Origin of the sequence: Stenotrophomonas sp. LC732 (assembly GCF_052446685.1) — a bacterium.
Taxonomy (GTDB): Bacteria; Pseudomonadota; Gammaproteobacteria; order Xanthomonadales; family Xanthomonadaceae; genus Stenotrophomonas; species Stenotrophomonas muris.
This window is the reverse complement of record NZ_CP199214.1, coordinates 1,843,255-1,862,944: the sequence shown is the minus strand read 5'-3', so window position 1 is coordinate 1,862,944 and position 19,690 is coordinate 1,843,255. Positions and strand designations below refer to the sequence as shown.

Genomic DNA, 19,690 nt, shown 5'->3' with positions numbered 1-19,690 from the left:
GCCACGGTAGCAGTTGCGGACGAGCCCGTCTCAGATCCACGCGTCGCTTGCTGAAGGATTCAGCTGGCCGCCGTTGCCGGGCTTTCAGAGCGCCGTGGCAGCGTCGCCTCGAACACCACCTGCCCCGCCTCGTTGCGCGCGCCGATGTGGCCGCCGTGCGCGCGGACGAACTGATCAACGATGTACAGGCCCAGCCCCAGGCCATTGCTGGGGTGGAAACTGGCCTTGAACGGCTCGAACAATCGCGGCAGCAGCGCGTCGTCGATCCGCCCGGCGTTGCTTACCCGCAGCAGCACGCTGCGCGGATCGCGGCCGTCCACCTCCACCCTCGCCTCGCTGCCATGGGTAAGCGCGTTGCCGACCAGGTTCGCGGCGACCTGGCCAAGCCGATCCAGATCACCCTGCAGGCGGGTATCGCCCTGCATGTCGAGATGCACCCGTGCGTGGCCGTGGGCGCTGCCCGCTTCGGCCACCACGGCACGCGTCACTTCCGCAAGATCGCAGGCACTTGCCTGCAGGCGCAGGCCGCCGCTGCGGATCCGCGAAAAGTCCAGCAGCTGCTCGACCATCCGCGCCATGCGCAGGGTGCTGGCTTCCAGGTGCTTCAGGGTCTGCTGCGCACCGGCATTGTCCTCTGGAAGCTCCAGCGCCAGCTTGTCGGCACACAGCAGGATCGCCGACAGCGGCGTGCGCAGGTCATGGGTGAGCACGGCCGCCATCGTCTCGTTGAGCTTGAGCGAACGTTCCAGCGCCTCGTTGCGCGCCTTCAGCAGCTGGCGCTGCTGGTAGAGCTCGATGAAGACGTTGACCTTGCTCAGGATCACCTGCGGTGCGACCGGCTTGTGCAGGAAATCGACCGCACCGGTTTCGTAGCCCTTGAAGGCACGCACCGGGTCATCCGGCGAGGCGGTCAGGAAGATGATCGGCACATCGCGGCTGCGGTGCGAACCGCGCATCAGCTCGGCCAGGGTGAAACCATCGATCTCCGGCATGTGCACATCCAGCAATGCCAGCGCCACCTCGTGCTCCAGCAGCAGCTCCAGCGCCTGCGCACCCGAGCCCGCAAGCAGCAGGTTCACGCCCTCGCGCTGCAGCAGCGCCTGCATGGCTACCAGGTTCTGCGGCACGTCATCGACGATCAGCAGGTTGACCGGGGTCTGCGACTGCGCAGGGTCCGGTGGCAACAGGTTCATGCAAACAACTCCTTCAGGCGACGGCACATCAGTTCAAGGGGCAGCACGGCATCGGCGCCAGCGTGCTGCAGGGCGGAGGCCGGCATCATCGATGCCTCGGCCTCCTCGGGACATTGCAGCCAGGCGCGGCCACCAGCGGCGCGCACGGCGGCCACGCCTTCGCTGCCATCACTGCTGGCACTGGTCAGCAGCAAGGCCAGCACCTGCGCGCCGAACACCGCTGCCGCCGACTCGAACAGCGGATCGATGGCCGGGCGAGAAAACAGCACCGGGGCGTCCACCGACAGCGCCAGCGAACCGGCGTCTTCCACCAGCAGGTGATAGTCCGGTGGCGCAAAGGTCACCGTACCAGGCTGCAGCGGCTGCTTGTCTTCGGCCTCGCGCACCGGCAGCGCGCAGTACGGCGCCAGCACTTCGGCGATGCGGCTGCTGCGATCGCGTGGCAGGTGCAGCACTGCCAGCACCGGCGCCGGCAGTGCCGCAGGCAGCGCGCCAAGCACCGTCTGCAGCGCTGCGACCCCACCCGCAGAGGCCCCGATCACCAGCACGGCCGGTCGTATCGGCAGGCTCATCAGGCGACTTTCCGGTACAGGCGATGCTCGCGCGAGCAGACCTCGAACACACCCTGGTGGCGCCCGAACTGCAGCGACTCCTTGCTGCCCAGGCCAAGGAAGCCGCGATGCACCAGCGCATCACGGAACAGGCCCACCGCGCGATCCTGCAGGTCGCGGTTGAAATAGATCAGCACGTTGCGGCACGACACCAGGTGCACTTCGGAGAACACGGTGTCGGTGGCCAGGCTGTGGTCGGCGAACACCACGTTGCGGCGCAGCTGGCGATTGAACACCGCGCCATCGTAGGCCGTGGCGTAGTAGTCGGAGAGCGAAGCGGTGCCGCCGGCCGCCAGGTAGTTGCGGCTGAACTGGGCCATGCGGTCGATGCCATAGGCGCCGGCTTCGGCGGTGACCAGCGCTGCCGGATTGATGTCGGTGGCGTAAACGATGCTGCGCTCGAGCAGGTCTTCCTCGTGCAGCAGGATCGCCAGTGACCACACTTCCTCGCCCGTACTGCAGCCAGCCACCCACAGCTTCACCGAGGGATAGGTGCGCAGCACCGGCACCACCTGCTCGCGCAGCTCACGGAAATAGGCCGGGTCACGGAACATCTCCGACACCTGCACTGTGAAGAACTGCATCGCCTGCGCGAACAGGTCCGGCTCGTGCAGCAGGCGGTGCTGCAGGTCGGCCAGCCGCTCGCACTCGTAGCGCTGCATGGCCTGGCGGATGCGCCGCCGCAGCGACGATACCGCGTAGCTGCGGAAGTCGTAGTGGTAGCGCTGGTACAGCGCTTCCAGCAGCACCTTCAGTTCCAGGTCGAACAGCGCCTGCTCGTTCATTGCCGCGAGCACCAGACACGGCACAGCGAGACCAGCTTGTCGACATCGATGGGCTTGGCGATGTAATCGTTGGCACCGGCCTGCAGGCATCGCTCACGGTCGTCCGGCATGGCCTTGGCGGTCAGCGCGATGATCGGCAGGTCCTGCAGGTGGCGCTGCGCGCGGATCTCGCGCATCGCGGCCAGCCCATCCTTCTCCGGCATCATGATGTCCATCAGCACCAGATCGACCTCGCGCTCGGCCAGGCGATCCACCGCTTCCTGGCCATTGCGCGCGATCTCCAGCGTGACGCCGAGCGGTTCGAGCACGCTGGACAGCGCGAAGATGTTGCGGACATCGTCTTCGGCCAGCAGCACGGTACGGCCATCGAGCACGGTGTCGCGACGGCGCGCTTCGCGCAGCAGGCGCTGCTGGTCGGTCGGCAGGCTGGCCTCGACGCTGTGCAGGAACAGGGTCACTTCATCCAGCAGGCGTTCCGGCGAACGCGCACCCTTGATGATGATGCTCTTGGAATAGCGGCGCAGGCGCTGCTCTTCCTCGCGGCTGAGCGCGCGGCCGGTGTAGACGATCACCGGCGGGAAACCGACCTCATCGTTGCCGGCCATGTGTTCAAGCAGGTCGTAGCCGCTGCCGTCGGGCAGCGACAGGTCCATCACCATGCAGTCGAACGTGACCGTGCTGAGCTGTTCCAGTGCATCGGCCAGGGTGCCCACCGCGACGATCTGCAGCTGGTCGCGGCCCAGCAGCAGTTCCAGGTTGCTGCGCAGCTCGCTGTCGTCCTCGACGATCAGCAGGCGCCGCACGTCGCGCTGGCTGGTCTGTTCCAGCTGCTCGATGGCCGTCACCAGCCGCTCGCGCGTGGTCGGCTTGATCGCGAAGCCGATCGCGCCCAGCTCGCGCGCCACCTGGCTGCGGTCCGTTGCCGAGACCACATGCACCGGGATGTGCCGGGTTTCGGGGTTGCGCTTCAGGCGCTCCAGCACGCTCAGGCCCGACACGTCCGGCAGGCCGATATCAAGCAGGATGCCGTTCGGACGCAGCTCACTGGCGAGCGTCAGCGCTTCTTCCGCCGTACCCGCCACCACGCAGTCGAAGTCCAGTTCATGGGCCAGGGCCACCAGTGCCTCGGCGAACGTGGCATCGTCCTCGACCGCCAGGATCAGGCGCCCGGCGCGCTGGCGGCGGCCGCGGTCGTCGGCCACGCCGGCCGACGCAGTGGCCGGCGCCGACGCAGTGGCAGCGCGCACCGGCGCGGGCGGCAGCACGGCCGGTGTCCGTGCCGGCGCCGGCACTGCCACGGGGGCCTCGGCAGCCTCGGCTGCGCTCGCCGCGGGGGCGCCCTGCAATGGCAGCTCCAGGATGAAGCAGCTGCCGCGCCCGGGCTCGCTGTCGACCTGGATCTGGCCGCCCATGCGCTCGGCCAGATCGCGCGAGATCGACAGGCCCAGGCCGGTACCGCCGTAGCGACGGCGGGTGCTGCCGTCGGCCTGGCGGAAGGCTTCAAAGATGACGTCCAGCTGCTCGCGGGCGATGCCGATGCCGGTGTCGCAGACCTCGAACCGGATGCGGCCATTGCCGGCCGCACGCACGTGCAGGCTGACCTTTCCGTGCTCGGTGAACTTCACCGCGTTGGCCAGCAGGTTCTTCAGGATCTGCTGCAGCCGCTGGCTGTCGACCACCAGCTGGCTCGGTGCCAGCGCATCGGCTTCGATCTGCAGGGCCAGGCCCTTCTGCCGCGCGATCGGCTCGAAGGTCTCGCGCAGGCGCTGCAGCGCGCTGTCGACCACCACCACTTCATCGGACAGTTCGACATGGCCGGCCTCGATGCGCGACAGGTCGAGGATGTCGTTGATCAGTGCCAACAGATCGTTGTTGGACGAGAGGATCGCACGGGCGTACTTCACCTGTTCTTCGGTGAGCGTGCCGTCCTTGTTGTCGGCCAGCAGCTTGGCCAGGATCAGCGAGCTGTTCAGCGGCGTGCGCAGTTCGTGCGACATGTTGGCCAGGAACTCGGACTTGTAGCGCGATGTCGCGGCCAGTTCGTTGCTGTTGCGCACCAGCTGGCTCTGCGCGACCAGCAGCGCCTGCTTCTGCGCCTCCAGCTCGTGGGTGCGCTCTTCCAGCTGCACGTTGCTCTGTTCCAGCTCGGCCTGCTGTTCTTCCAGGTGGCTCTGCGACTGCAGCAGGCTGCGGCTCTGCTCTTCCAGCTCCTCGTTGGCCACGCGCAGCTCTTCCTGCTGGGCCTGCAGCTCCTCGCCCTGGCGCTGCGACTCTTCCAGCAGCACCACCAGTTGCGCACGCAACAGCGATGCGCGCAGCGCCAGGCCGATGGTCTCGGCACAGCGCTCCAGCAGCTCGCGATCCAGATCACGCTGTTCACCGACCCGGGCGCGGCCCAGTTCGATGATGCCGACCACGGCACCATCGCTGCTGAGCGGCGCCAGGATGCGCTCGCGCACCGGCAGCCGGCCCAGACTGGTCTGCAGTTCAAGCACGGCGGCATCGTCGCCATGCAGGTGGCGGATCCGTTCATCACGAGCGACCTGCCCGGCCAGCCCTTCGTGCAGGGCCAGCGAGGCCGGCGCGCCCGAAGGCAGCGCCATGCCACCGGTCAGCTGCAGCCGTCCGCCTTCCAGCCGATAGACCGCACCGACCTCCGCGTCCAGCTGCCCGGCCAGGCTCGTCGCAGCCGCCTCGGCGATCTGCTCCGGCCCCAGGTCACCGCGCAGGCTCGACGCCACCGCGTTCTCGGCCTCCTGCAGCCAGAGCGCGCGCATGGCCTGGCGGCGGGCCTGGATGGCGCGCGAGACGATCAGCGCGATCATCAGGAAGGCGCAGCCACCGATGGTGCGGTTGACGAACGAGAACGACGAGTTGTTGCTGGCGGGCGCCACGTTGAAGCCGATCACCAGCAGGATACAGGCGATCATCGCGACCACGAACGGCGCGCGCGCACTGCGCTGGAACACCGTGACGCCCACGGCCAGGAAATAGGCCAGCCAGACCGCGTATCCCAGCGGTACCACCAGTTCCAGCGCGATGGTCGCCGCCAGCAATACGGCAGAGGTCATCCAGATCCAGCGGTCACGCGTAGTCGCACCAGGACGCATGCAGGTCGGTTCCAGAAGGCGAAGGGTGGAAGATGGTACTCCGTGTCGCATTCAGCCGCACAGGACAAATGGCACGTGTCAGGTGTGCACGCATCCTTCACACTTGAATGCCTAGCTTCACGTCCCTCACAGGGGTAACACTTATCTACACGTGGACGCAGCCGCCTCTACGACGTCCGTGCTGACGGACCCTTCCCGACAACTGCGATTGCTGATCGACAGCGTGCGCGACCATGCGCTGTACCTGCTTGATCCTGAAGGCATCGTCTGCAGCTGGAACCCGGGCGCCGAGCGCATCAAGGGCTATTCAGCCGATGAAGTGGTGGGTACGCACTTCGGTCGTTTCTACCTGGCCACCGAGCGCGAGGCCGGCGAACCGCAGCGCCTGCTCCGCCTCGCGGCGCAGCAGGGCCATGTTGCCAGCGAGGGCTGGCGGGTACGCCGCGATGGCTCCTCGTTCCGCGCCAGCGTGGTCATCGAGCCGGTCGTCGAAGCGGGCGAACTGCTTGGCTTCGTCAAGATCACCCGTGACATCACCGAGCAATGGCAGGCACAGCGACTGCTGCGCGATGCCCAGCGTGCGCTGCGCAACACCCAGCAGTTCGAGACGGTCGGCCGGCTCAGCCGCGGCCTGTCGCACGAGTTCAACAACCTGCTGACCACCATCGGCAACGCACTGGACCTGCTGTCGCTACGCGTCCGCGGTGACGATGCACGCGCCGCTGAGCTGCTGGACGCTGCGCAGGCGGCCACCGACCGCGGCGCCCTGCTGACCCGCCAGCTGCTGGCCTTCAGCACGGGCCAGACCCTGATCCGCGAACCGCTGGACATCAACACGCTGGTACAGCAATGGCTGCCGGGCCTGCAGCGCGCCTGCCCACCCACGGTGACGCTGGACGCCTGCCTCACGCCGGGCCTGCCGCAGGTGTGCACCGACGCGATGCAGCTGCAGGCTGCCCTGGCCAACCTGGTGGCAAATGCCGTGGAGGCCACCATCGATGGAGGGCGCATCCTGATCGGCACCGCGCTGGAACATCGGCTCGACCCGGATGCGGACACTACGCTGCAACGCGGCTATGTCACCCTCAGCGTCTGTGACGAAGGCCATGGCATGGCGGCTGACATCGCCGAGCGCGCCAGCGAGCCCTTCTTCACCACCAAGGACATCGGCAAGGGCAGCGGCCTGGGCCTGAGCCAGGTGTTCGGATTCACTACCCAGAGCGGCGGCTTCGTCGATGTGTCCACCACGCCCGGTGTCGGCACGACGGTAAGCCTGCTGTTACCCGCATCAGAGGAAGCACCCCATGACCGATGAACCGATCCGCGTACTGATGGTGGAGGACCAGAACGATCTGCGCGAGATGATCGGCCTGGCCCTGCGCGATTTCGGCATCGAGGTCGCCACCACCGCCGATGGCCACGAGGCGGCGGAGCTGCTCAAGGGCGAGGCGCGTTTTGACGTGGTGTTCAGCGATGTCAGCATGCCCAACGGCATGTCCGGCATCGAACTGAGCGAGCACGTCGCCCGCGAACAGCCGCAGGCACGCATGATCCTGTCCTCCGGCTATGCGCGCTCGCAGCTGCCGCCGCTGCCGGAGCAGGTGGAGTTCCTGCCCAAGCCCTATCGCCTGCGCCAGCTGGTCGAGCTGTTGAAGCAGGATTGACCTTTCGCCAGGCCTGGCGAAGCCGATCTGCGGGTGCCGGGGCCCTACCGCCGCGACTGCGTGGTCGAACGCGTGCTCGGCGGGGTTACCGAGGATCTGCTGCCCGAAGTGCCGGCACCGCTGTTCGCATCCCACTAGCGCCGCCCTGCCCCGCACGGCGGTAGCCGGTCAGCGACTGCCCGGTGTGCCGCCGGAAGTAGCGGCACAGGTAGGACGCATCCTCGAAGCACAATCGCTCGGCGATGCGCCCGATCGGCAGCTCGCTGTAGCTCAGCAGCGCCTTGATCTCCAGCACCACCTGGCGGTCGATCAACGCCTTGGGTGTTTCATCGAAGCACTCGCGGGTCAGCTGTGAAAGATAGAACGGCGTGATGCACAACGCATCGGCATAAGACTGCACGTCGCGCTGGCGGGTACTGCGCTGGCCGACCAGTTCCCAGAAATTCCAGGCCAGGCGCTCGCGCCGGCTGACCGACGCTGCGGCCCCCTTCTGTGCCGGCAACAGCGTGGCGAATTTCAGGAAAAAGGTCTGCAGTAGATTGCGCAGCATCACGTGCCGATAGCGGCCCCCAGTATGTTGCGCGTCCATCAGCTGCTGCAGCCAGCCCTGCAGGAGCGGCACCTCCAGCGGCGACGGCACGCAATGGGGATGCTCATGCAGGAACTTGAACAGCGCGTTGGGCAGTACGTAGGCCACCTCCGACGCCAGCGCCTTCGGCATCAGGCAGACCACCGCCAGGAAGCCACGCGATCGCTTCCGCAGCAGCGCCAGCGTGTCCTCGGCCAGCACCAGCACGTCGTGCCGCTGCACCGCCACCTCACGGAAGTTCAGTGCGAAGCGCGCACGCCCGGACACGCACACCAGTACCGCCAGATACGCGTGCCCGAACGACAGCGGAACCCCCTGCCCCTCGGCCAGCGTACTGACCTCCAGGCGCATCGATTCGTCCTGATCCAGAAGCTGGGGTATGCGGTCCATTGGCCGATCCGGCTGCATTCCGCGGCACAGCATACCGGGCAACGCCGGGGAGTTGTGAAAAGTACCGAAACCATCAAGGTCCCGCCCTGTGCCCTCCGCCCGACGCGGCCTAGCCTGTGCGCTCTCTCCCTGCCCCTGGAACGGCCATGCCGCTGCATACCGAACGCTTGATCCTGCGCCCCTGGCGCGACACCGACGCCGCCGACCTGTACGAATACGCCCGCGACCTGCGCGTCGGGCCCATCGCCGGATGGCCAGCCCACACCAGCGTCGAGGAAAGTACCGAGATCATCCGCACCGTGTTCAACCGGCCGGAGGTCTATGCCCTGCAGAGCCGCGAAGATGGCCGCGCCATCGGCTGCGTCGGCATCCTGATCGGTGCCGACAGCAACTTCGAGATCGGCGAACGCGAAGGCGAGATCGCCTACTGGATCGGCGTACCGTACTGGGGGCGCGGCCTGGTGCCCGAAGCAGTGCGCGAAGTGATGCGGCACGCCTTCCTCGGCCTGCGCCTGGACGCACTGTGGTGCGGCTACTTCACCGACAACCTGCAGTCCCTGAGCGTACAGAGCAAATGCGGTTTCCAGCATCACCATACCGAAGTGAACAAGTTCAACAGCTTCCTCGGCGACTACCGCACCGAACACATCAGCCGCATCACCCGCGAGCAATGGCAGGCGCAACAGGCTTCCGTGCTGCGCGCGTGATCACCACTCAGCCGGCACGGTGCTGCATGAACAGCAGTTCCGGCGTCGAAGCGTCTTCCATCGGCTGAAAGCCCAGGTCGCGGTACAGGGTCGCCGCCGCGACGTTGTCACGATAGACACGCAAGGTCAGCCGCTCCGCCCCGGGCGACTGCAACGCCTGCGCCATCAGCGCCTGCATCAGTACACGTCCCAGTCCACGCCCGCGTGCCCGCGGCGAAACGATGATGCGGCCCAGGTGCAGCGTGCCGGAGGTCGTTGGCCAGTACTGGCCGAAACCAAGGCAGTGGCCATGCGCATCCAGCAGCACCCAACCCGGGCGCTGCTCCAGTTGCAGTGCGTGCGCGAATGCGTCCGGCACGAGCGGATACGCCACGCCGGGACCGGCCCAGCGCCGGGTTGCGCTGGCCGAATCCAGCCACGCGCCGATGGCGGCGAAGTGCGGAGGCTGCACGGGGCGAAGGTACTCACTCATGGCGTGCGCGCAAGGAAGGATGGCCGCCATGGTGCGCGATCCCGGCGGCCGGATCACGTTGCACGGCAGCGCTTGAATTTTGTACCAGGGCAATAAGCAATGCCGATCGTCCACCGCCGCCACACCTGACGACCCCTCTTTTCCTTCTGCCCTCGGGATCCGGCGGCGCCGCTCTGGGCGCTGTACAACCGCTTCGGCGGCGTCCGCGTCATGGCATGCGCGGCGGCACTGATGGGCCTGTGCAGTTACGACTGCCTGCCGCGGCCGCTGCTTGGGTTGCGAGGCGAAGAGCAGGCGCACGTGGCGGAGGTGCTGCGAGGCCTGGAGTTGCTCTGTAGCCTGCGCGAAGGGGCATCACGCGCGGTGCATGCAATAGCGCCCCCGGCCCGATTCGAACAAGTGCCCTCTATCGTCAAAGATCCACCCCAGCGAAGGTGGGGCTCGGCCTGAACCAGGATTAGGCGTGTCCAGGCTTCCACTCAGCGTCCAGTACATAAACAAATACTGAACTAGACCTATGGCCTGATGGGGGGAGCGTCGCCCCATCCCGTTTTGTAGGCATGGGACCTGCCAAAGTGCGCGGCGGTCGGAGCCCAGCCCCTGATTGGGCACCATGACAATCCCTGCACGCGTACCGCGCCGATCGGTCATGAAGGAACGCCATGTCTCCACGAGTCAAAGTCCTGAGCTTCTCTGCATTGATACTGATCGTCTTGGCGGGAGTCAGTTTTTGGTATGTCCCAACCAAAGCGGACACACAACAGCGCAAACCTGATTCTCAAACCAATCCGCCAAACTCCAAGGATCAGGCCAACTCTAGCGATACCGCCTCATCCCTCACAGGTCCTGAGTTGAGTTCCAACACACAGGATGCAGCAGCCGGATTTCTTGAACTTCGTTCACGTGCAGAAGCCGGGGACGTAGTAGCACAGCGCAAACTGGGGCAGATTTACCAGCATTGCTCCGTTTTCAGCATTTCCCATTCGAACATGTATGCGACGTTGGACGCATACGCGCGCCTCAGCGGGAAAACGCAAGGCGCATACGATGACATCAAGAAGCGCTTCGCAGCGACCTGCTCGGTCGTTGACGGCGGCGACGTGATACTCGAAGAGCACTATACAAAGTGGTTTGAACGCGCGGCAAACCACGGCGATCCTTACGCCAGGATTTACATGGCCTCCAGCAAGTGGACCAGCCTCAAACCTGATGACTATCAGCTACTGGCACGCGATGCGGTCAATTCTGCAGACCCGGAGGCAATTTTTGCACTGGGAGATCTCCTAGCGCTCGCGCCAGAGGGAACCGATCTCGGTGCCTTCAATGCAAGCGCTACGGGCCCATACGCCAACTATGCCTGGGGCATCGTCGCCTGCCGAATGGGGGCAGATTGCGGAGCCGGCTCATTCCGCATGGATTCACTATGTGTCAATTCGGGCGTGTGCGGATCAGAGAATTTTGAAGACGCCATCAGGAGCAGGGTGGTTCCTGCTGGACAGCAAGAGTCGCTTGATAGAGCAATAGGAGAAGTAAACAGAGCAGTTGGGAAGAAGCCATCTTGAAAAGGACGCCGCAGTGAATCGAATCTCCGGAAGAACGAAGTGGAGTATCGCCGGGCTGGTTTTCACGGCCTTTGCCGCCGTTGCTGCAACAGTATCGATCAACGCCAGTTCGTATCCGTATAACCAGGTTGCAGTTGCGCAGAATTTGTCCGCCTACGAAATGGTGGAGCTGCGACGCGCCGGCCTTGTCGGTTTGGCGGGCATGTACCGAATCACGCATGGCATTGCGTCTTTGCCTGTCGGCAGCAGGATCAAGGTGACCTGGGGTGACGGGTCCGTCGAAGAAGCCGCTGTTACTTGCCTCACTGGAAGCCCTTGCGTCCAGCCCCTGCCGGGAACTCAGCAGCCGCCCAGCCGTGGCGGTGGAGGTGCCGGCGGTGGCAGCGGCGGAGGTGCTGGTGGAACCGGCGGATTTAACCCTGGCGGAGGCTGCTATGGAAGTTGCGGAGGAGGTGGCAGCGGGGTTGTCACGGTGAAACCCATCATCCCGGTCCGTCCGAAGTAGACCCATTCAAGCCCGACGACGCCGCTCGCCCTGTTCCATTGATTCTGGTGACCCCGGCCCGATTCGAACGGGCGACCTTCCCCTTAGGAGGGGGACGCTCTATCCAGCTGAGCTACGGGGCCATGCAGCCGGGAAGTTTACAGGCAACGTGCCCTGCCCTCCAAGCATTCATGTTCGGCCGGGCCTGGCTGGCGCGTTGCACCATGGCTGGCCGGGGCGCTCTGCTACCATCGGCGATTCAGTTCATCGCGTCCCCCACCTGCCCGCGATGGCGCCAAACAACGTAACGAAATACAGGAGTCTGCATGTCTTCCGAGCTGCTCAAGTCCCTTGGCCTGGACGCGATCAACGCTGGCACGTACCTGGGCAACGGGGAGTGGTCGAGCGCGACCAGCGGTGAGCTGATCACCCCGGTCAACCCGACCACCGGCGAGCCGATCGCGCAGGTCCGCGCGACCACCGAGGCCGAGTACGAGACCGTCGTGGCCCGCGCCCAGGAAGCCTTCAAGGTCTGGCGTACCACGCCGGCCCCGCGCCGCGGTGAAGCCGTGCGCCTGTGCGGTGAAGCACTGCGCAGGCACAAGGACGCCCTGGGTTCGCTGGTTGCGCTGGAAATGGGCAAGAGCAAGCCGGAAGGCGACGGCGAAGTGCAGGAGATGATCGACATCGCCGATTTCGCCGTGGGCCAGAGCCGCATGCTGTACGGCTACACCATGCATTCCGAGCGCCCCGGCCACCGCATGTACGAGCAGTACCACCCGCTGGGCCTGGTCGGCATCATCTCGGCCTTCAACTTCCCGGTCGCGGTGTGGAGCTGGAACTCGTTCCTGGCCGCCATCTGTGGCGACGTGTGCATCTGGAAGCCGTCCAACAAGACGCCGCTGACCGCCATCGCCTCGCTGAAGATCTGCAACGACGCGCTGCGCGAAGCCGGCTTCCCGGACATCTTCTTCCTGATCAACGATGCCGGCAACGCGCTGTCGGAAAAGATGGTCGATGACCGACGCGTGCCGCTGATCAGCTTCACCGGCTCGACCCAGGTCGGTCGCACCGTCAACGAGAAGGTCGCGCGCCGCCTCGGCCGCTGCCTGCTGGAACTCGGCGGCAACAACGCCATCATCCTGGACGAAACCGCCGACCTGAAGCTGGCCGTGCCGGGCATCGTGTTCGGCGCCGTCGGCACCGCCGGCCAGCGCTGCACCACCACCCGCCGCCTGATCGTGCACCGCTCGATCTACGCCGACGTGCTGGCCACCCTGGTCAAGGCCTACAAGCAGGTGGAAGGCAAGATCGGCGACCCGACCGATGCGGCCAACCTGATGGGCCCGCTGAACAGCGAAGGCGCCGTGCAGCAGTTCCTCGATGCGATCGCCCAGGCCAAGGCGGCCGGCGGCACCATCGAAACCGGTGGCAGCCGCATCGACCGCCCGGGCAACTTCGTGTTGCCGGCCATCGTCTCCGGCCTGAAGAACAGCGACGCCGTGGTCCAGCACGAGACCTTCGCGCCGATCCTGTACGTGATGCCGTACGACACCCTCGATGAAGCCATCGACATGCAGAACGGCGTGCCGCAGGGCCTGTCGTCCTCGATCTTCACCCAGAACCTGAAGACTGCCGAGAAGTTCCTGTCGGCCGCCGGCAGCGACTGCGGCATCGCCAACATCAACATCGGCACGTCCGGTGCGGAGATCGGCGGCGCCTTCGGTGGCGAGAAGGACACCGGCGGTGGCCGCGAGTCCGGTTCGGATGCGTGGAAGGTCTACATGCGCCGCCAGACCAACACCATCAACTATTCGGATTCGCTGCCGCTGGCCCAGGGCATCAAGTTCGACCTGTGATGGCAAACGACGCGGACACGTCCGTGGGCCAGAGCCCCTCCGGGGACCTGGCCCCAGCGAGGGGTCGGATCCCCGCAGGGGCTCCGACCCTCGATTTCAGCGGCCGCCGCGTGCTCATCGCCGGCGGCAGCAAGGGCATTGGCCGTGAAATGGCGCTGGCGTTTGCCGGCGCCGGCGCACAGGTCTCGGTCTGCGCCCGCGGCCAGGCCGGCCTGGATGCCCTGCGTGCCGATGCACGGGCGCAGGGCTTCGAACTGCACGCGTTTTCCACCGATCTGGCCGATCCCGGCCAGATCCAGGCCTGGCTGCAGGCCGCCGCCGATGCCCTCGGCGGTATCGATGTACTGGTCAACAATGCCACCGGCTACGGCATGGCCGACGACGAGGACGGCTGGGCCGCCAGCCTGCAGATCGACCTGATGGCGGCCGTGCGTGCCTCGCGCCTGGCACTGCCATGGCTGCGTGCCTCCAGCGACGCCTGCATCCTGAATCTGTCGTCGATTGCCGCGCAGCAGCCGCGCCCCGGTGGCGCGCCGTATGCTGCGGCCAAAGCGGCGCTTTCGCACTACACCACGTCACAGGCGCTGGCGCTGGCCAAGGACCGGATCCGGGTCAATGCCATCGCCCCGGGCTCGATCGAGTTCGATGACGGCCTCTGGGACCGTCGCCGCGTCGAGGACCCTGCGCTGTACCACGGCACCCTGGCGAAGATTCCGTTCGGCCGCTTCGGCCACCCGCGCGAGATCGCCGACGCCGCCCTGTTCCTGTGCTCGCCGCTGGCGCGCTGGGTCACCGGTAGCGTGCTCAATGTGGATGGCGGCCAGGTGTTGCTGGGCTGATACCGGCACTTCGGTAGCCGCCAAGCCTGGTTGGCATGCCTTTCGTCGACCAAGGTCGACGCCTACCAGGGCCGAAATCCCATTCGTCGGCCAGGGGCGACGCCTGCCATCGCATCCGCCGGGCATGGGATTGCCGGGGCAGAGGCACTATCATGTGCACACTGCCAAGGAGGACCCCGATGAGCGTGGCACCCCGACAGACAAGCGCCCTGGCCGTGGTCAGCCTGGTCATGGGCATCGCCAGCTGGACCGTCCTGCCCTTCGTGGCCAGCATCGTCGCCATCATCACCGGCCACATGGCCCGCGCCGAAATCCGCCGCCGCCCGCGCGAACTGGAAGGCGATGGCCTGGCCGTCACCGGCCTGGTGCTGGGCTGGGTCATGGTCGGCGCGGCACTTGCCGCCATCGTGGTCTTCATCCTGTTCTTCGGCGGCCTGGCGTGGCTGGCGGCGGTGTCGAACTGACGCCATGACCGCCTCCGACAGCACCGAACGCTTCAGCAGCCGCGTCGCCGACTACGTCCGCTACCGGCCCGACTACCCACCCGCGCTGCTGGAGTGGCTGCATGGCCCGATGGGTGTCAGCCAGCAGGCGCGTGTGGCTGACATCGGCGCCGGTACCGGCATTTCCAGCCGCCTGTTCCTGGCCAGCGGCCATCCTGTTGTCGCGGTTGAGCCCAATGCGGCCATGCGGGGCGCGGCCGAAGAATGGCTGGCACCGCAGTACCCGCAGTTCCGTGCGGTGGACGGCCGCGCCGAGGCCACCGCGCTGGACGATGCCAGCATCGATCTGGTCAGCGTCGCGCAGGCCTTCCATTGGTTCGACACCGTGGCGGTACGCGCCGAGTGGCAGCGCATCCTGCGCCCCGGCGGCCAGGCCCTCATCTACTGGAATTCTCGCCTGCTCGATGCCAGTCCGTTCCTGATCGGCTACGAACAGCTGCTGCTGGACTACGGCACCGACTACACCGCCGTGGCCGAGCGCTACCAGGACGACGCGACCATGCAGGCCTGGTTCGGCGCTGGCCTGCGCGGCAGGGTGGAGCTGCCGAACGTGCAGCACCTGGACTTCGACGCCCTGCGCGGGCGCCTGCTGTCCTCCTCCTACGCCCCTCAACCCGGTCATCCGCGCCACGCACCGATGATCGACGCTCTGCAGCACCTGTTCGCCACCCACGCGGTCGACGGCCAGGTCGCTTTTGAATATCGAACCCGAGCCTTCCTCGGCACGCTGGACTGAACCGACGCATGTATTCGCTTGCCCGCCCCTTCCTGTTCTCGCTCGACGCCGAGCGCGCCCACGGCCTCGGCCTGTCCGCACTGGACCTGGCCTATCGCACCGGCACCACGCCGCTGCTGGCCGCACGCATCGCGCCGATGCCCAGCACGGTGTTCGGGCTGACGTTCCCCAACCCGGTCGGCCTGGCCGCCGGCCTGGACAAGAACGGGGAGCACATCGATGCATTGTTCGCGCTCGGCTTCGGCTTCGTCGAAATCGGCACGATCACCCCGCGCCCGCAGGCCGGCAATCCGCAGCCGCGCCTGTTCCGCCTGCCGGAACACAACGCGATCATCAACCGCATGGGCTTCAACAATGCAGGCGTGGACGCACTGGTGCGCAACGTCGAGCGCGCGCGCAACCGCCGCGGCCTGCTCGGCATCAACATCGGCAAGAACAAGGACACCCCCAACGAACAGGCCGTGGACGATTACATCGCCTGCCTGGACAAGGTGTACGCGCTGGCCGACTACATCACTGTCAACATTTCCTCGCCCAACACCGCCGGCCTGCGTGAGCTGCAGGAAGAAACCGCGCTGCGCCAGCTGGTCAGCCAACTGCGTGACCGCCAGGAAGAGCTCGCGGCTCGCCACGGCCGCCGCGTGCCGATGCTGGTGAAGGTGGCACCGGACCTCAGCGAGCGCGACATCGATGCCGCCGCCCGCGTGCTGGGCGAGCTGCAGGTGGACGGCGTGATCGCCACCAACACCACCATCGACCACAGCAAGGTGGCCGGCGATCCGCTGGCCAACGAGGCCGGTGGCCTGTCCGGTGCGCCGGTGCTGGAGCAGTCCACGCTGGTGCTGCGCCGCCTGCGCTCGCGCCTGCCCGAGTCGGTGCCCTTGGTCGGCGTCGGCGGCATCCTGTCCGGTGCCGATGCCGTGGCCAAGATGGCGGCCGGTGCCGCGCTGGTGCAGTGCTACAGCGGCCTGATCTTCCGTGGACCGGCGCTGGTTTCCGAATGCGTGGAGGCGATCCGTCGCCGCCGCGAAGCGCCCAGCCGCGGCGCGGTGGCCCCACTGTGAGCGCGCCCATGGACACCATCGACGGCAACGCGCCGCTGCGCTGGACACTCACCCGCAATGCGCCGCTGCGGGCACTGAACACCTTCCACGTGCAGGCCAGCGCCGCACAGCTGCTGGAACTGCACGATGCCGCGCTGCTGCCGGAGGTGCTGGCACTGCCCGAGGTGGCCAACGGCCCACTGCTGGTGCTGGGTGCCGGCAGCAACGTGCTGATCGCCGAGGATCTGCCCGGTACCGTGCTGGTGTTCGGCAACCGCGACATCAGTTTCCTTGAACACCGCGCCGACCATGCCGTGATCCGCGCCGGCGCCGGCGTGCCCTGGCATGGCCTGGTGATGTGGTCGCTGCAGGAAGGCCTGTCGGGCCTGGAAAACCTGGCGCTGATTCCCGGCACCGCCGGTGCCGCACCGATCCAGAACATCGGCGCCTATGGCGCGCAGGTCGGCGAGTTCATCCAGGCGGTCGAAGCCTGGGACTGCCAGGAACAGGCCTGGGTGCGCCTGGATAACGAACAGTGTGGTTTCGCCTACCGCGACAGCGTGTTCAAGCAACAGCCCGATCGCTACCTGATCACTGCCATCGAACTGAAACTGCCACTGCTGCACGATCTGCGCATGGACTACGCCGGCATCCGCGAAGAGCTGCAGGCGCAGGGCGTGGTGCTGCCGGGCGCGGTGGACGTGGCCAATGCGGTGATCGCGATCCGCCGCCGCAAGCTGCCCGACCCGGAGGTACTCGGCAATGCCGGCAGCTTCTTCAAGAACCCGGTGCTGCCGCTGGAGCAGGTCGACGTGCTGCTGCAGCACTTCCCCGACCTGCCGGTGTTCCCGGCCGAGCAGGACGACAAGCGCAAGGTCTCGGCGGCCTGGATGATCGAATCCTGCGGCTGGAAGGGCTTCCGCGACGGCGATGCCGGCGTGGCTCCCAGCCACGCGCTGGTGCTGGTCAACCACGGCAATGCCAGCGGCGCTGAACTGCTGGCGCTGGCGCGCCGCATCTCGGCCTCGGTGCTGGAGAAGTTCGGCGTGCCGATCGAACCGGAGCCCCGCCTGCTCGGCGCACAGTGGTGAACAGCCCCACCCTTTCCCCCAGCGCCACCCCGATGCGGGCGGCGCTGCTGATGCTCGGCAGCACGATGGCGTTCGGCCTGATGGCGGTGGCGATCCGCTATGCCACGCGCTACGTGCCCACCCAGGAAGTGGCGTTCTTCCGCAACGCCTTCGGCCTGCTTGCGCTGCTGCCGATGCTGCTGCGGCCCGGCCGTGCGCCCTTGAAGACGCAGCAGCTGCCACGCTATTTCGTGCGCAGTGCAATCGGCCTGGGCTCGATGCTGTGCGCATTCTGGGCGCTGGGTCACCTGCCGTTGGCGCAGGCGGTTTCGCTCTCCTATTCCACGCCGCTGTTCGTCACCATTGCCGCCGTGCTGTGGCTGGGTGAAACCGTGCGCGTGCGCCGCTGGGCCGCGGTCGTGGTCGGCTTCATCGGCGTGCTGGTGATCGTGCGTCCCGGCACCGCCGGCTTCACCGCCGGCAGCCTGGTCGCGGTGGGTGCGGCGGTACTCAGCTCGCTGGTGGCGATCCAGATCAAGCAGCTGACCCGCGTCGACAGTGCCGATACCGTGGTGCTCTATACCTACGTGTTCTGGGTGCCGCTGTCGCTGGTGCCGGCGCTGTTCGTCTGGGCCTGGCCAACCGGGTCGGCCTGGCTGTGGCTGCTGGCCACCGGCGTGCTCGGCACCGTCGGCCAGCTGTTGTGGACCCGCGCGCTACGGCTGGGCGAAGTCTCCGCCCTGACCCCGATCAGCTTCCTGCAGCTGCCACTGGTAACGCTGTTCGGCTGGCTGCTGTTCAACGAAACGGTGGACCGCTGGACGATCATCGGTGCCGGCATCATCCTCGCCGCCAACGCCTACATCGCCCACCGCGAAGCCGTGCTGTCACGCCGCGCTGCAAGCGCGGCGGCCTCTGCAGCGGCCAAGCCCGCAGAGTAGATCCACACCCCGCGCAGACACCGCGGCCCCCTGTAGAGCCGAGCCATGCTCGACTCATCGCGCAGCGTGAGGGTTCATCGTGGAAATGCCATCCACGCATGGCGTGGATCTACAGCGCGCGATACACCCGCTCTGCCGCGTCGAATACATTGCCCGGTGCGAACTGTTCGCTGAGGAAATGCAGCGACTGCCGGCGCAGCTGCGGCGAACGGTCCTCTCCATCACTGCCCAGCAGGACCTGCTGGAACTCGATCAGGTCCTGCAGGATGCGCCAGTGCCGGTACCAGGCGGTCCAGCGTGGATCGCCGCGGTCACTGCCATAGCCTTCCTCGAATCCCAACGGGTTCTCGCGCCCCCAGCGCCCACCGACCGCGCCACCGATGAACATCAGGTCGCGCTCGCGCGGGGCCAGCGACAGGCCATCCCAATCGATCAGGTGCAGGCTGCCGTCATTGCCCATCAGCAGATTGCCGGCATGCAGGTCGGTGTGGCACAGGTGCAGCCGCACCGGGACATCCTGCAACGCCGCGTGCAGCTGCAGTGCCTGCGCATGCAGCGCCGCGATGCGCGCATGCTGCTGGTCCCAGACGGATACGAAGGCGCGGCCCAGCCCATCCCTGGCGGCCGCCAGGCCCTCGCCGGCCAGCCATTGCCCGACCGTATCAAGCGCCGCGGTTTCCATCCGCAGGCTCGGCAGCGCCTCCTGCAGCGCCGGTGGCGGGCACGCCTCGTGCAGGCGCCGCAGCACCTCGCCCAATCGTTGCCACTGCGTGCGGCTCAACGCCGCCTCGAAGCCGGACTGGCCTTCCACATACGGGAACAGGGTGAACTGCAGGCCCCAGCGCTGCACTGACGCTCCACCGGTCAGGGCCGGCCAGGGCGCGACGATTTCCTCGATGCCCAGCGTGCCGCGCAGCCAATGCAGGGTGTCCCAGACGGCAGGGGCAACCTGGTAACTGCGGCACTTCAACCACCATTGCCCGCGCCGTGCATCGATGCGATACACACTGGCGTTGGCATCGGCGCCAACCGGGCGTGGCACCACGGCATTGGCGGTGATGCCATAGGACTGCTGAAGGACTTCGCCGAGATGCTGCGCCGAAGCGAATGACATGGATGCAAGCGGAGAGTA

The 19,690-nt window shown here is 66.7% G+C and carries 18 protein-coding genes and 1 tRNA gene; 11 read left to right on the top strand and 8 right to left on the bottom strand.

Features of this window, described 5'->3' with window-relative positions; all coding sequences use genetic code 11:
* Window positions 1-59 precede the first annotated feature (59 nt).
* The 4 genes from ACT6SE_RS09015 to ACT6SE_RS09000 are packed head-to-tail and all read right to left on the bottom strand — an operon-like array spanning window position 60 to window position 5,699.
* Window positions 60-1,193, bottom strand: a complete 1,134-nt coding sequence (locus tag ACT6SE_RS09015) for a hybrid sensor histidine kinase/response regulator (RefSeq protein ID WP_032957670.1) — start codon at window positions 1,191-1,193, stop codon at window positions 60-62.
* Entirely contained in the window at window positions 1,190-1,765 is a 576-nt protein-coding gene (locus tag ACT6SE_RS09010) for a chemotaxis protein CheB (RefSeq protein WP_444811142.1), read from the bottom strand. The genes ACT6SE_RS09015 and ACT6SE_RS09010 overlap by 4 nt, the downstream gene beginning before the upstream one ends.
* Window positions 1,765-2,589, bottom strand: coding sequence for a CheR family methyltransferase (locus tag ACT6SE_RS09005; RefSeq protein WP_046430339.1), 825 nt, complete (start codon window positions 2,587-2,589; stop codon window positions 1,765-1,767). The genes ACT6SE_RS09010 and ACT6SE_RS09005 overlap by 1 nt, the downstream gene beginning before the upstream one ends.
* The gene (locus tag ACT6SE_RS09000) at window positions 2,586-5,699 is read right to left on the bottom strand and encodes a response regulator (RefSeq protein WP_046430337.1); all 3,114 of its coding nucleotides are present in this window, start codon (window positions 5,697-5,699) and stop codon (window positions 2,586-2,588) included. The genes ACT6SE_RS09005 and ACT6SE_RS09000 overlap by 4 nt, the downstream gene beginning before the upstream one ends.
* Window positions 5,700-5,850: 151 nt before the next feature.
* Between ACT6SE_RS09000 and ACT6SE_RS08995 the strand changes: the two genes are divergently transcribed.
* On the top strand, window positions 5,851-7,014 hold the full coding sequence (locus tag ACT6SE_RS08995) for a two-component system sensor histidine kinase NtrB (protein WP_414616831.1): 1,164 nt from the start codon (window positions 5,851-5,853) through the stop codon (window positions 7,012-7,014).
* Window positions 7,004-7,363, top strand: coding sequence for a response regulator (locus ACT6SE_RS08990; protein ID WP_014646927.1), 360 nt, complete (start codon window positions 7,004-7,006; stop codon window positions 7,361-7,363). The genes ACT6SE_RS08995 and ACT6SE_RS08990 overlap by 11 nt, the downstream gene beginning before the upstream one ends.
* An 85-nt stretch (window positions 7,364-7,448) precedes the next feature.
* Here the strand turns inward: ACT6SE_RS08990 and ACT6SE_RS08985 are convergent, their stop codons facing one another.
* Window positions 7,449-8,342, bottom strand: coding sequence for a helix-turn-helix domain-containing protein (locus ACT6SE_RS08985; protein ID WP_046430332.1), 894 nt, complete (start codon window positions 8,340-8,342; stop codon window positions 7,449-7,451).
* 146 nt (window positions 8,343-8,488) lie between these two features.
* Between ACT6SE_RS08985 and ACT6SE_RS08980 the strand changes: the two genes are divergently transcribed.
* Window positions 8,489-9,049 (top strand): GNAT family N-acetyltransferase, encoded by a 561-nt coding sequence (locus tag ACT6SE_RS08980; protein ID WP_046430330.1) that lies wholly within the window; start codon window positions 8,489-8,491, stop codon window positions 9,047-9,049.
* A 7-nt stretch (window positions 9,050-9,056) separates the two neighbouring features.
* Here the strand turns inward: ACT6SE_RS08980 and ACT6SE_RS08975 are convergent, their stop codons facing one another.
* Complete coding sequence (locus ACT6SE_RS08975) at window positions 9,057-9,521, bottom strand: GNAT family N-acetyltransferase (RefSeq protein WP_046430328.1); 465 nt, start codon at window positions 9,519-9,521, stop codon at window positions 9,057-9,059.
* A gap of 662 nt (window positions 9,522-10,183) precedes the next feature.
* Here ACT6SE_RS08975 and ACT6SE_RS08970 point away from each other — a divergent pair.
* Window positions 10,184-11,083, top strand: coding sequence for a hypothetical protein (locus ACT6SE_RS08970; protein ID WP_152665618.1), 900 nt, complete (start codon window positions 10,184-10,186; stop codon window positions 11,081-11,083).
* A gap of 550 nt (window positions 11,084-11,633) precedes the next feature.
* On the opposite strand, the gene ACT6SE_RS08965 is transcribed toward ACT6SE_RS08970, so the two are convergent.
* Window positions 11,634-11,710 (bottom strand) — tRNA-Arg (locus tag ACT6SE_RS08965).
* Between the two features lie 183 nt (window positions 11,711-11,893).
* On the opposite strand from ACT6SE_RS08965, the gene amaB reads away from it, so the two are divergent.
* The 7 genes from amaB (at window position 11,894) to ACT6SE_RS08930 (ending at window position 18,558) form a co-directional block, all read left to right on the top strand.
* Window positions 11,894-13,426, top strand: coding sequence for an L-piperidine-6-carboxylate dehydrogenase (amaB, locus tag ACT6SE_RS08960; RefSeq protein ID WP_046430323.1), 1,533 nt, complete (start codon window positions 11,894-11,896; stop codon window positions 13,424-13,426).
* A complete protein-coding gene (locus ACT6SE_RS08955) occupies window positions 13,426-14,265 on the top strand; it encodes an SDR family NAD(P)-dependent oxidoreductase (protein WP_046430321.1) in 840 nt (279 codons plus the stop codon). Before amaB ends, ACT6SE_RS08955 begins: the two co-directional genes overlap by 1 nt.
* Before the next feature lie 179 nt (window positions 14,266-14,444).
* Window positions 14,445-14,729: a DUF4190 domain-containing protein gene (locus ACT6SE_RS08950; RefSeq protein ID WP_046430319.1), complete on the top strand. Its 285-nt coding sequence runs from the start codon at window positions 14,445-14,447 to the stop codon at window positions 14,727-14,729.
* A 4-nt stretch (window positions 14,730-14,733) separates the two neighbouring features.
* A complete protein-coding gene (locus tag ACT6SE_RS08945; protein ID WP_046430316.1) occupies window positions 14,734-15,504 on the top strand; it encodes a class I SAM-dependent methyltransferase in 771 nt (256 codons plus the stop codon).
* Window positions 15,505-15,512: 8 nt separating this feature from the next.
* Entirely contained in the window at window positions 15,513-16,568 is a 1,056-nt protein-coding gene (locus ACT6SE_RS08940) for a quinone-dependent dihydroorotate dehydrogenase (RefSeq protein WP_032962331.1), read from the top strand.
* Between the two features lie 8 nt (window positions 16,569-16,576).
* The gene (gene murB, locus ACT6SE_RS08935) at window positions 16,577-17,638 is read left to right on the top strand and encodes a UDP-N-acetylmuramate dehydrogenase (RefSeq protein WP_046430314.1); all 1,062 of its coding nucleotides are present in this window, start codon (window positions 16,577-16,579) and stop codon (window positions 17,636-17,638) included.
* Window positions 17,639-17,670: 32 nt separating this feature from the next.
* Complete coding sequence (locus ACT6SE_RS08930) at window positions 17,671-18,558, top strand: DMT family transporter (protein ID WP_049406338.1); 888 nt, start codon at window positions 17,671-17,673, stop codon at window positions 18,556-18,558.
* A 109-nt stretch (window positions 18,559-18,667) separates the two neighbouring features.
* Here ACT6SE_RS08930 and ACT6SE_RS08925 read toward each other — a convergent pair whose 3' ends face one another.
* On the bottom strand, window positions 18,668-19,672 hold the full coding sequence (locus tag ACT6SE_RS08925) for an aminoglycoside phosphotransferase family protein (RefSeq protein WP_046430308.1): 1,005 nt from the start codon (window positions 19,670-19,672) through the stop codon (window positions 18,668-18,670).
* Window positions 19,673-19,690 lie beyond the last annotated feature (18 nt).

Bases quoted from the DNA above. Each gene is read 5' to 3' on its own strand.
- ACT6SE_RS09015 (WP_032957670.1), bottom strand. From the start codon at position 1,193: ATGAACCTGTTGCCACCGGACCCTGCGCAGTCGCAGACCCCGGTCAAC.
- ACT6SE_RS09010 (WP_444811142.1), bottom strand. From the start codon at position 1,765: ATGAGCCTGCCGATACGACCGGCCGTGCTGGTGATCGGGGCCTCTGCG.
- ACT6SE_RS09005 (WP_046430339.1), bottom strand. From the start codon at position 2,589: ATGAACGAGCAGGCGCTGTTCGACCTGGAACTGAAGGTGCTGCTGGAA.
- ACT6SE_RS09000 (WP_046430337.1), bottom strand. From the start codon at position 5,699: ATGCGTCCTGGTGCGACTACGCGTGACCGCTGGATCTGGATGACCTCT.
- ACT6SE_RS08990 (WP_014646927.1), top strand. From the start codon at position 7,004: ATGACCGATGAACCGATCCGCGTACTGATGGTGGAGGACCAGAACGAT.
- ACT6SE_RS08985 (WP_046430332.1), bottom strand. From the start codon at position 8,342: ATGGACCGCATACCCCAGCTTCTGGATCAGGACGAATCGATGCGCCTG.
- ACT6SE_RS08980 (WP_046430330.1), top strand. From the start codon at position 8,489: ATGCCGCTGCATACCGAACGCTTGATCCTGCGCCCCTGGCGCGACACC.
- ACT6SE_RS08975 (WP_046430328.1), bottom strand. From the start codon at position 9,521: ATGAGTGAGTACCTTCGCCCCGTGCAGCCTCCGCACTTCGCCGCCATC.
- ACT6SE_RS08970 (WP_152665618.1), top strand. From the start codon at position 10,184: ATGTCTCCACGAGTCAAAGTCCTGAGCTTCTCTGCATTGATACTGATC.
- amaB (WP_046430323.1), top strand. From the start codon at position 11,894: ATGTCTTCCGAGCTGCTCAAGTCCCTTGGCCTGGACGCGATCAACGCT.
- ACT6SE_RS08955 (WP_046430321.1), top strand. From the start codon at position 13,426: ATGGCAAACGACGCGGACACGTCCGTGGGCCAGAGCCCCTCCGGGGAC.
- ACT6SE_RS08950 (WP_046430319.1), top strand. From the start codon at position 14,445: ATGAGCGTGGCACCCCGACAGACAAGCGCCCTGGCCGTGGTCAGCCTG.
- ACT6SE_RS08945 (WP_046430316.1), top strand. From the start codon at position 14,734: ATGACCGCCTCCGACAGCACCGAACGCTTCAGCAGCCGCGTCGCCGAC.
- ACT6SE_RS08940 (WP_032962331.1), top strand. From the start codon at position 15,513: ATGTATTCGCTTGCCCGCCCCTTCCTGTTCTCGCTCGACGCCGAGCGC.
- murB (WP_046430314.1), top strand. From the start codon at position 16,577: ATGGACACCATCGACGGCAACGCGCCGCTGCGCTGGACACTCACCCGC.
- ACT6SE_RS08930 (WP_049406338.1), top strand. From the start codon at position 17,671: ATGCGGGCGGCGCTGCTGATGCTCGGCAGCACGATGGCGTTCGGCCTG.
- ACT6SE_RS08925 (WP_046430308.1), bottom strand. From the start codon at position 19,672: ATGTCATTCGCTTCGGCGCAGCATCTCGGCGAAGTCCTTCAGCAGTCC.